General features: G+C 48.5%; 9 protein-coding genes. 3 read left to right on the top strand and 6 right to left on the bottom strand.

Going from position 1 to position 10,382, the window contains the following annotated elements:
• Nucleotides 1-184: 184 nt before the first annotated feature.
• A complete protein-coding gene (locus F7D20_RS03140; protein ID WP_158462808.1) occupies nt 185-550 on the bottom strand; it encodes a winged helix-turn-helix transcriptional regulator in 366 nt (121 codons plus the stop codon).
• A 275-nt stretch (nt 551-825) separates the two neighbouring features.
• On the opposite strand from F7D20_RS03140, the gene F7D20_RS03135 reads away from it, so the two are divergent.
• Together F7D20_RS03135 and F7D20_RS03130 are read left to right on the top strand one after the other, a co-directional pair.
• Nucleotides 826-1,275 carry a cupin domain-containing protein gene (locus tag F7D20_RS03135; protein ID WP_158462807.1) on the top strand — a complete coding sequence of 150 codons (450 nt, stop codon included), beginning with the start codon at nt 826-828 and terminating at the stop codon, nt 1,273-1,275.
• A 299-nt stretch (nt 1,276-1,574) separates the two neighbouring features.
• Entirely contained in the window at nt 1,575-2,138 is a 564-nt protein-coding gene (locus F7D20_RS03130; protein WP_158462806.1) for a hypothetical protein, read from the top strand.
• A gap of 146 nt (nt 2,139-2,284) precedes the next feature.
• Here the strand turns inward: F7D20_RS03130 and F7D20_RS03125 are convergent, their stop codons facing one another.
• On the bottom strand, nt 2,285-4,075 hold the full coding sequence (locus F7D20_RS03125) for a 1-deoxy-D-xylulose-5-phosphate synthase (protein ID WP_158462805.1): 1,791 nt from the start codon (nt 4,073-4,075) through the stop codon (nt 2,285-2,287).
• A gap of 113 nt (nt 4,076-4,188) precedes the next feature.
• Here F7D20_RS03125 and F7D20_RS03120 point away from each other — a divergent pair, with 113 nt between their 5' ends.
• Nucleotides 4,189-4,719 (top strand): PD-(D/E)XK nuclease domain-containing protein, encoded by a 531-nt coding sequence (locus tag F7D20_RS03120; protein ID WP_158462804.1) that lies wholly within the window; start codon nt 4,189-4,191, stop codon nt 4,717-4,719.
• Nucleotides 4,720-4,789: 70 nt separating this feature from the next.
• On the opposite strand, the gene F7D20_RS03115 is transcribed toward F7D20_RS03120, so the two are convergent.
• The 4 genes from F7D20_RS03115 to F7D20_RS03100 all read right to left on the bottom strand — a co-directional run bounded on the left by F7D20_RS03115 (nt 4,790) and on the right by F7D20_RS03100 (nt 10,323).
• Nucleotides 4,790-5,158: an MmcQ/YjbR family DNA-binding protein gene (locus F7D20_RS03115; protein WP_158462803.1), complete on the bottom strand. Its 369-nt coding sequence runs from the start codon at nt 5,156-5,158 to the stop codon at nt 4,790-4,792.
• A 314-nt stretch (nt 5,159-5,472) separates the two neighbouring features.
• A complete protein-coding gene (locus F7D20_RS03110) occupies nt 5,473-6,066 on the bottom strand; it encodes an AbgT family transporter (RefSeq protein ID WP_228114088.1) in 594 nt (197 codons plus the stop codon).
• Complete coding sequence (locus tag F7D20_RS03105) at nt 6,056-6,781, bottom strand: DUF5932 domain-containing protein (protein ID WP_158462802.1); 726 nt, start codon at nt 6,779-6,781, stop codon at nt 6,056-6,058. The genes F7D20_RS03110 and F7D20_RS03105 overlap by 11 nt, the downstream gene beginning before the upstream one ends.
• Before the next feature lie 56 nt (nt 6,782-6,837).
• Complete coding sequence (locus tag F7D20_RS03100; RefSeq protein WP_158462801.1) at nt 6,838-10,323, bottom strand: sensor histidine kinase; 3,486 nt, start codon at nt 10,321-10,323, stop codon at nt 6,838-6,840.
• Nucleotides 10,324-10,382: the final 59 nt, after the last annotated feature.

The raw sequence follows: 10,382 nt of genomic DNA, 5'->3' as shown, positions 1-10,382 counted from the left end.
AATACCTGCGACTGGAGTTAAACCAGTTAGGTTAGTGTCATGCCCGACACACAAAGAAAGTGGAACTGTCCTCACGGATAGCTCCACTTTTTTGTTTATACTGAGTCAGAAATGGAGTAGTCAGGGTATTCAAAAAGGCAAATATTCTGTATGTCAGACAAAATATTTTGAATCTACAAAATCCTTATACCGCTTTAGTTCTATCCTTCAAAATCGCAGCCATATTGTCGCTCGCCCATCCTATCAGATCATTCATGATAGGAATCAGAGATTCTGCTCGAGAGGTAAGCGAATACTCCACTCTTGGGGGAACCTCAGCATAAACCTTTCTGTTTATGTAGCCATCCGTCTCCAGAGTCTTCAAGGTGCTGGTGAGCATCTTTTGCGAAATATCCGGAATGAGCTTGCGGAGGACGTTGAAGCGGAGCGGCTCCTCTTTGTGGACATTCAACGTGTAAATAACGAGCAATGACCATTTGTCACTAATGCGAGCCAGTACATTGCGAATCGGACAATCCTGGAAGACCATTTCCTTTATCATTCTTGCCATAATCTCTATTCTTACCTAATAATATACTTTTTCTTTTCTGTCGCAGTAACTACCTTATTATCTGCAATAGGCTACAAAAGTAACCAATATTCTAATAGTAACCAAATATTCAAAGTTAATCTGAGTTAACGCCTGATTTTTCTTCCTCCCATTCCATCGCAATAGTTACCTCCGGGTAACTATCCCACCCCAAAGTGCCTTCTTGCGGGAACGTTTTTTTTGTAGTACCTTTGCACCGCAATCCAAAAGTATGAACATTTAAATAATTGAACAAGATGAAAGAAACAAAGACTATTGCAAAGGCTGCCAACTTTACAGCCGTTGATTTTGGTAAAATGAGTGATATCAAGGATTACACCTTGCAGTTGGGTCCTGAGATTAATATTCCCGGAAAGGTATTCGGAGGTCAGAGCGTGAACGCTACTGGTGGCGAGTTCTCATTCCAAAGTTTTGCTCCTGGCACAGAGACTGGCTTCCTTCATACTCACAAGAACCACGAGGAACTGTATTTCTTCCTGAGTGGCAAGGGCGAGTTCCAGGTTGATGGCGAGGTATTCCCCATTCAGGAGGGAAGCGTGGTAAGAGTGGCTCCTTCCGGCAAGCGCTCTGTTCGCAACAATGGCACAGAGCCGCTGCTGATGTTCTGCGTGCAGTATCGTGGCGCAACCTTTACTGCCGAGGATGCTGCCGATGGCGTTATCCTGAATGAAAAGGTTGAGTGGTAATGAAGCGTCACGACAGATAACGTAATCTGTTAGTTCGTGAAAATCAATCGGTTAGGGAATCTCCCCCGATGCTTTTAGGGAAAATCATACAATGGTTTATGGTTTTCCCTTTGCTTTTTTCTGCTATTCTCTCTATCTTTGCACTACGTTAGAAGAAAGGATGCACTCGACAATTCGAAAGCAAGCTTTCATTGTGCTCGTTTGCACTTGCTTTGCATCATCAAAAAGTTGATAGCGGCAACAAGTAGCCTCTTCAATTAAAATAAATACAGTAATAACCCTTTAAAGAGAAGATAGTTATGAAACGAATCATGATGACAATCGTAGCGGCATGGATGATGATAACATCTATGAATGCTCAGAGACTGACGAATATTCAGGCAGAAGCTCGTTTTATCACAGACAAAATGGTGGTGGAACTGGGATTGAGCAAAGCTCAGCGCAACAATCTCCTGAACATCAACTTCACTTACCTGGACGGCATCCGAAGCTATCGCGACATCGATGCCAACGGCTGGCATTATCGCAACAAGCAGCTCAAGCGCATGATGACCGCCAGACAATGGAAGAGATTCAAGGACTCTTACTACTTCTATCGCCCTATCGGCTGGGAGAACCATGTGTATGTTCACCATATTTACACCAAGTATCCAAAGCATAACTGGGGACACGACAAGCGCCGCCCTCGCCCTGAGTGCAGCTACGGAAGACCGGGATGGCCAGGCGGAACTCATGTAACTTATGGACCAGGAAAGCCAGGCAAGCATCACAAGCATCACAAGCACGACAAGAAGAAGTGGAAGCACGACAAGAAGAAATGGAAGCACGACAGAGATTGGGATGATGATGATGATGATGATTGAGATAATGACTGGGATTTAAACTGGGATTTAGACAAACATTCGATGATAAAACAGAAGAAATCCAAGCTGGAGATGATTCTCCGGCTTGGATTTCTCGTTAAATAAAAACTAACTTTGCCGACTAACTAATAACTAATCATTAATTACTAATCATTAATTACTAACAAAACGTCTTCCACAATCTGCTCATCGAGCAGGCGATTATCCGAAAGCAACTCCTTCACATCGTATCTGTCGTAGAGTCCCTTTCTGATGCCGCCCACCATCACCTTCATTTCTGAAGTGCCATAGTAAGAGGCGATGCGCTCGCCGAAACCGCCATCCTTCGAGCCATCTTCCAGGGTTACCACCAACTGATGGTTTGCCTTCAGGCTATCCAGCACTTCGGCATCCACCTCATTCAGATAACGGGGATTGATGAGCGTAGCATCGATGCCCTTATCAGCCAACAGGCGGACTACATTCTCGCCCTTCTGATAGAACGAACCGGCGGCGATGACTGCCACCTTCTCGCCCTGGTGCATCACCTTGTACTTTGCCTCATAGCCATACTCAGCATCAACGGTTTCAGACGCATGAACCACGCCATTGCTTGGCACACGGATGGCGATAGGTTTCTTATCCTGCCGGATGCTCCAGCGGAGCATGGCGAAATACTCCTCGCAGGTGGTTGGAGCCAGATAGATGAGCCCCGGAATGCTGCAGAGCATCGGAATATCGAAAAGGCAGATGTGGGTGATGTCGTTCATCGAATTCACTCCGCCTCCTACCACGTTGATTACGGCTGGGTTGGAATTGATGCAGAGGTCTTGCGCAATCTGGTCGTAGGTACGTTGGATGAAGGTACTGTAAACGGTCCAAACCGGATGCAATCCACCCTTCGCCATTCCCGAAATCATGGCCACCGCCTGCTCTTCGGCGATTCCCATATCGATGTGCTGCTTGCCAGCCTGTTGGCGCTTATCGGCAGTAAAGCCGCCTGCGGTAGGAGTACCGGCGGTTACGGCGATGAGGGTATTATCCTGCTTCATCTCGCTGAGCATCCAGTCAGAGAATAAAGTGCCGTAATCTTCAGTCGGAGTCACCTCCGGGAGGGTTCCATCGGCATTCTTTCTTGGTCGCGAACCGTCTTCCAGATTAAAAGGCATTCCCCAATGCCAAGCCTCCTTATTGGCTACGGCTGGTGCAAATCCATGACCTTTCTCTGTGTGAATGTGAACCACGGTAGGCTTATCCGTATCCTTTACGCTCTCGAAAATCTGGATGAGTTTTTCGATGTCGTTACCCTCTTCCAGATACTTGTATTCAAAGCCCCACGCCTTGAACCAGTTGTGCTCGCAGGTGCCGTTGCTCTGGCGCAAGTCACGCAGGTTCTTGTAGATTCCGCCATGATTTTCAGCGATAGACATTTCGTTGTCGTTCACCACGATGATGATGCCCGTGCCGAGTTCCGAAGCCTCATCCAGTCCCTCGAAAGCCTCGCCGCCCGAAAGGGATCCGTCGCCTATAATGGCGATGATGTTCTCATCGGTACCCTTTACGTCGCGCGCCTTCTGCAAACCAGTGGCAAGACTCACGGAAGTGGAAGTATGCCCCACCTCAAAATTGTCATACTCCGGACATTCGGCAGGAGAAGAATAGCCCGAAATGGCATTCATGTCATCCACATCGCCGAGGAATCCCTCAGCTCGTCCGGTGAGCACCTTATGCGGATAGCATTGGTGGCTTACGTCAAACACGAGCTTATCCTTTGGCGCATTAAAAACGTAGTGAAGCGCCACGGTAGCCTCCACGAATCCCAGGTTCGGCCCCACATGACCGCCATGCTTGCTCACACGGTTCAGCACAGCTTGTCTGGTTTCATCAGCCACCACCTGCAACTCCTTCAAATCCAGCTTCTTCAAGTCGGCTGGCGACTTTATTTTCTCAATATACATATTTTTTATACTTATTTTTTGTACTTATAGTTATGATTATATGATGATCATCATTTCCGAGTGCAAAGATACGAAGATTCCCGAAAACACGCATTACCCAAACTACAGAAAAAATGAATGATTTTCCCTATTATGAGGACAGGCTAGCAGAAATCAGAACCGTCATACAGGAATTTTATGCCCCAATCAAGGCTAATGATGAATACATCAGATTCGCCTTCATCACGGGTATCACCAAGTTCTCGCCCCACACCATCTTCGTCTTCGAGATAAAAATCAACAAGCCTGCCAAGGAAGTCCTCGCCATGATAGACGAAAAAGGCTACATGGTTTCTTTCGAGGCTGACGACAGAAAACTCGTAAAGATAGGTATCAGTTTCAGTACCGAAACCAGAACGATTGAAGATTGGGAATACAGGGTTCTGGATAAAGTTCCTACACCCCAAACACCTAAAAAAGCATATACATTAGAAGAAAAAAGAAAAGAACATGGAAACGCCTATCTCCCATGGGAAAAAGTAGCAGATGATATTCTGATAAACTTTTATAATGAAGGAAAAACTATAAAAGAAATAGCAGAAATCATGGAGCGTTCGAAAGGAGCGATTCAATCAAGACTAAAAAAATTAGGAATTATATATTAACAAGAAGACTTTGAATCAGCATTTCTTATTGCTAATTCAGAGTCTTCTTGTTCCTTTTTTCATCATTTGTTTATTCCTTCACTTCCATGATTTCCGGATGCTCCATCCGCACCTGTTTCTTGAGCTTTTTCACCACTTCGGAATAGCTGTGGCGAATCAATCCCAGGATAAAATCATCTTCCAGCAAACCATAGAGATTCACCTGGTTCCAATACTTCTTGTTCCAATGCCAGGCACCTTCTATCTCGGAATGCTCCTCCCGGAGTTCGACGGCGTAATCGGCATTACACTTCATCGTAACCCATTCCGGACGCTTCAAATCTACACAAGCAAAAATCTTATCGAAGATGCGAAACGCCAAGGTTCGCTCATCAAATGGGAAAGCCTCAGTTGCGAGGGGGAGTGAGAGGCAATACTCTCGAATTGATTCTATGTTCATACTACTTTTCTGATTTTTAACTGAAGTTTCGCATGTACGGAAGTTATAGAAGTAAAAAATGTTATCACTCCATTCGGTTGTTAGAAGTTATAGCCAACAGCTTTTTGGTTGTATACTGAACCATAAAGCATTTGTCTTAACTCCTTTAACTTTTTTAAATTCTTTAACTTCCCGATTTGCGAAAGAGTTTTTAATATTTATCAACATGCTGCCACAAAGATAAACATTTTAGACAAGACTACTGCATACTGCTCACAAAAAACAGCATGCGGCTCGCTAAAATTCCGTCATATTAAAATCACTCTCTTATCTTATCAGGCTGAGAAGAGGAAGATAATGCTGTGGTAGAGCTGGGCGCCAATGACATAGATGAGCAGCAAACCGCCCATCTTGCCAACGCCCGAGACAAGAGCCTCGTAGACGGAGGCGACGCCCTTCATCCGGTCGCTCATCACACCGAAACTGACACTCATCACCATCAGGGAAAAACAACAGTAAGGCAAGATACTGGCAGAGAAACTGCTGGGCAAGAGGCCCCCCATCACATTGAGCAGGATGGCGTGAGGAACCAGCACAAGCGCCAATATCAACAGCAAAAAGAAAATGCCCTCGAAGAGAGCCAAACGCATGGCGATGCGCTGGCGGTACTCGGAGGATCGGTAATGCAGAATGCCGCTGTACTGCAGGGCTCCAAGCATGAAAGAGAAAAGCAGAAGCCACACCAGCAAAGGCGACTCCACATTGCCCACAAAGCGACCGAAAAACCAACGGATACCCTCGGCGCTAAGCAGGGAGCGCGGAAAACTCTCAGGCATCGCAGCTGTAAGAAGCCACGACGTCAGAATAAGCACCACCTGCCCCACTCCGAGCAGCAGCGCCACCCATGCCATCAACTTATTAATCCTCATCTGCCTTCAGATTGTCTACGTCCAGAATGTGAAGTTCCAAAGCCCTCACCACTAATCGGGTGGCATTAATACCAATACCCTTGTTGCCGTCTGGGAAGAGTTTCTGAACCAACTCGTTCTGACGCTTCTCTAAGCTCTTCACGCCGAAAGGCATTCCGCGCAGACCCGTAATCTGCTCCTTGGTGTAGCCCAGCGCCAAATGGCGCAGGAAACGCTCGTCGTACTCGTCAATCTCGTAGTTTACCAAAGCCTCCTGGCGCATTAGCTGGCTGTTGACACTTCGCTTGAAGCGGTCTACTATCTTCTGAAGGATAGGCTGGTTGAACACCATTTTCTTGCCGCTCATGCAACTCGCCACATCGCCACGCGTCAGCAGCTCGCCACTCTTCAGGATAATACCGTCGCAACCTGCATCGAGCACATCGACCCACAGCTTCTCGTTCAGAATCTCGCCTGTGAAAATAAGCACCTTCAGGGCAGGATAAGTCTCCTTGGTCTGACGGCAGATCTCCACACCAATGGTGGTGGAACCGCCCAGTCCAAGATCGAGCAGCACAAGGTCGGGCACCTGCTGCTTGATGAGGCGCCAGTAACTGGTTTCGCTTTCAGCCGTTCCTATAATCTCAGCTTCAGGGATTTCGTTTTTGAAGATTCCCTCTGTGCCTTTCAGCTCCAAGGGTACATCTTCGACAATGATTACTTTAAATGGTTCCATATTATTATTGTTTTACTTTTTTATCTTTTTTGAGAAGTTTTCAATGGGGACAGGATTCAACTTTTAGGAAATAACTCCTGAGGATTCTCCTGAGCCATACTCTTGGGCAGCACGATTTCGATCATGAGCTTGCCTGAAGCACTCGACCTGGCTGAGATTCCGCAACCACGCAGATTGGTCACTTCGCCTATTTCGCGAACAATCTGCCGGCAAAGCAGGTACTTCATGTCGTGAGTCAGAGGAGTGAAGAGCCGATGGTGAAGCTGCTCATCGTAATCCACTTCCTGCATCTCTACCCGGCAGACAGCATAAGGTGAATCGGGCAAGTCCTCTACCCTGACTTCCACTTTTCCTGCTCCCGATGTGAGAAGTTCGAAAAGATACTGGCGAAGGAACTTGTCGTTCTTCACATTCAGCTCCACCTGCTCCATCGCCTGGGCACTGAGCATGGTGTAGAGCGACTTATAATAGTCCACCAACTCATGAAGCGACTGCACATCGGAAGGATCGTTCTCTACGAGCTGACGGATGCGCGAAGGATAATACATCGTCTCATGCTTCAACGTGGAAAGGCAGTTGTCGAGCACAGAGCACGACACGTGCAGACGCCCATTCTCATACTCCGCTTTATGCAACTCGTCTTCTGTCATCTCCATGTCGTAGGTCTCGGCTGCTGTACGCCGCATGCTCTCCTGGAGCGCCTGCTCTATCTGGTCAACTACATCGCCCAACTGGGCATTCAGTCCATGAAGTCTCACTCCCCGCTTGTTCCACGTCTGCCTAATGCGCTGCAACTTCACCTCGTCGGTAGCGTCACTCAGCAGGATGCGGTTGATTTCATTCACCTTCTCCACGGCGAAACGGAAGGTCAGTACATGGCGATAATAGAGCAAATAGTAAGCCAAAGGCAACTGCAGCAGAAGGAGGATGAGCAGCACGATGGCCACCGTCTTCGAGTTCTCCGACAGCTGCATGGTGCGCACATAGGCTGGCAGCGTAGAGTCAGCTCCCATCTCGCGGTAGAGCTGGGTGTAGACCTTGTTATTGCTACGATAAAGGTCCCACTTGTGTAGGGCAAGAGCAGCCACGGCGCTCTCATTACGCAGGTCGAGAATAACATAATAATTAGTGGGCAGACTGTCCTGGTACCACAACAATTCGGCAGGGAGAACGTCGCTCGGACTGGCTGTCATCAGCACCTTGCCGCCAGGATGAAGCGACAGGTAATGGCGGTTGAGGTAACTGCGGGCAGAGTCAGCATACTGGAGGGTGCGCTCGTACTCGCCGTTGATGTTGCAGAAATAAGCCGAATCGGCAAAAACGTCGGCACGCTGCAGATTGAGCGGGAGACGATGGTTGGCAGCATTGTCGCGCTGATGGCGGAGCGTATTTTGGGCAACAACCTGCTGCGGCAGGCACGTCATCGCCATCAAGCCCACCAGACCTACGAGTCCTACGGAAAGCGACTTCAGCCGACCGCCTATTCCCCGGGGCAGGCGGAAGACAAAGCGGCTGCCCTTGCCCAACTCGCTCTCGGCAAAAATCGAACTCACTGAGAAGATGCTGCTCACCTTCTTGTATTTCTCTATAATACCCTTGCAGTTGAGAAGTCCGAAACCATGACCACCTGTATAAGTGCGGTCGAAGACGTGCTCCAACTGCTTATCGTCCATGCCTACTCCCGTGTCTGTAATGCAGATTTCCACATAAGCATCAGCTATCGAGGCGCTCACCATCACACGGCCACCCTGAGGGGTGAACTTGCGGGCATTGTCGGCCATGGTGTTAATCATGAAAAGCGTCAGCGTACGGTCGGCCTTCACCACTGCCTCGGTGGGCTCTACAACCAGTTCCACGCCCTTCATGTCGAAATTCATCTTGCCCTTCAGCACAATGTCGAACAGGGGCTGCAACGCAAAACTCGTAATACGGAGATTAAGAGTTCCCTGCCGCATCTGGATCCACCGGGTAAGCACCTCGTTGTACTGGTTGATTTTGGCAGTCAGCTCTGAGATGTACTGGTACCTATCCTTCTTCACCGAGTCGGGTTCGTCGCGGTGTTTCAGGCAGTCCACCTCGTGAATCATGCGGTCGATGAAGGGCGTTATGCTGTTGACCAATGCCACCTTGGCACGTTGCTCCAAATGGCGTTTCTTGTTGTCCCTCACGTGGAAGAGCGTCATTTGCAGTTCCTCCTCTATATCCTCCTTCCTGTCGTTCAACTCGCTGATGTGCTGAGCATTGCTATCCTTCCATTGCTGTAAGGGTTCAAGCAGTTTGGTGATAGAGCCACGGTGCACATTCCTGCGGCGCATCCTGTCGAAGAGATAGAGCAGGAACACCACAAGAACGATCATTCCTATCACGGATGCTATCATCCAGTTGAGCAGCACAGCATTGTTGTCGAGCACGGCTGCACGGGCTTCCAACTGCTTGTCCTGTCGGGTTCGCTCCTGCAGGTCGAGATACATGTTGCGGTAAAAATCGCTGTGTGGCTTGTCGTCGATGGCAGAATAGACCAGACAGAGGCGCTCAGCAATGGAGGCCACCAAGTCGGGTGCTGCCTTGATGCGCTTATTGTCGTTGAGCGCATGGTTGAGACAGTCTTCTGCCGAACGGTAGTCGTCTATAGCCCAGTAGCATTCAGCCAGTGTTCGGTAAGCTCCGGCTGTCTGATAAACATCGCCGTAAGACGAGAACAGATTGAGCGCCATCTGGGCCAGGTTGCCTGCCAATAAGCTGTCGGGCACCTGATCAATATTAAGATACTTAATGGAAGGTCTGTTGTTGCGAATCAGGTAACTGCGCAGACTGGGACTCTGCAGATGCTCACTAATGGCCTGCAAGGCGTTAGCCTGCCAATAGGGATAAGGGGTTCCTGAACAAGCCAGCATAAAGCATCGCATCAGGTAGTCGAACTCACCCTGTCCGATTTCCTCAGCTGTTCCGCTGACGATGGCTCCTCCAGCGCCAATATTGTATAAATAGTTGAGATACTGAGCCGTATCTGCCTCCAAGGCTTCAGCATCAATATCGTTTAGAGCCTGCAACATGGGTTTCTCCTGACCTACATAATAGAAATAGGTAGCGGCAACGATGTCTAACTCGGAATGGGCATAAAGGGCACGCTTACGTTCGCGCGGAGGCAGATTGTCGGCTTCCTCACCAATACGGCGGAGCAGGCGCATCGCTTTCTCACGATAAGCATAGAAATCCTTATTGCGCGACTCGCGCTGGCAAAGGCGCATGTTCTGTACGTGGGCAACAAGAATCTCTATCTGGTTGTCGCTGCGCTGTTCCACCTCCACCAAATGTCGGCGAGCCTGCTCGTAATCCATCTTGGCTATGGCTACGAAAGCCAGGTTGTTGTGCGCCTCAGCATAACCTGCAGGATAGTCATCGGCAAGCCTCAAAGCCCTATGTGCCAGAACCTTGGCAGAATCGAGATTACGGTAATGATAAGCATAAGAAAGAGAATTCAGCTCATCTACTTCGCCCTTATGCGACGGCGAACAAGCTGAAAAGAAAAACAGCGCTATCATCAGAAAGGTGATAGCGCTATTGTATAAACGATAATATGTGACTCTACGAATCTCCAATA

Source organism: Segatella copri, from assembly GCF_009495355.1.
GTDB lineage: Bacteria > Bacteroidota > Bacteroidia > Bacteroidales > Bacteroidaceae > Prevotella.
This window is presented reverse-complemented; position numbering and strand designations above follow the sequence as displayed.

Bases quoted from the DNA above. Each gene is read 5' to 3' on its own strand.
- F7D20_RS03105 (WP_158462802.1), bottom strand. From the start codon at position 6,781: ATGGAACCATTTAAAGTAATCATTGTCGAAGATGTACCCTTGGAGCTG.
- F7D20_RS03120 (WP_158462804.1), top strand. From the start codon at position 4,189: ATGAATGATTTTCCCTATTATGAGGACAGGCTAGCAGAAATCAGAACC.
- F7D20_RS03140 (WP_158462808.1), bottom strand. From the start codon at position 550: ATGGCAAGAATGATAAAGGAAATGGTCTTCCAGGATTGTCCGATTCGC.
- F7D20_RS03100 (WP_158462801.1), bottom strand. From the start codon at position 10,323: ATGATAGCGCTGTTTTTCTTTTCAGCTTGTTCGCCGTCGCATAAGGGC.
- F7D20_RS03110 (WP_228114088.1), bottom strand. From the start codon at position 6,066: ATGAGGATTAATAAGTTGATGGCATGGGTGGCGCTGCTGCTCGGAGTG.
- F7D20_RS03115 (WP_158462803.1), bottom strand. From the start codon at position 5,158: ATGAACATAGAATCAATTCGAGAGTATTGCCTCTCACTCCCCCTCGCA.
- F7D20_RS03135 (WP_158462807.1), top strand. From the start codon at position 826: ATGAAAGAAACAAAGACTATTGCAAAGGCTGCCAACTTTACAGCCGTT.
- F7D20_RS03125 (WP_158462805.1), bottom strand. From the start codon at position 4,075: ATGTATATTGAGAAAATAAAGTCGCCAGCCGACTTGAAGAAGCTGGAT.
- F7D20_RS03130 (WP_158462806.1), top strand. From the start codon at position 1,575: ATGAAACGAATCATGATGACAATCGTAGCGGCATGGATGATGATAACA.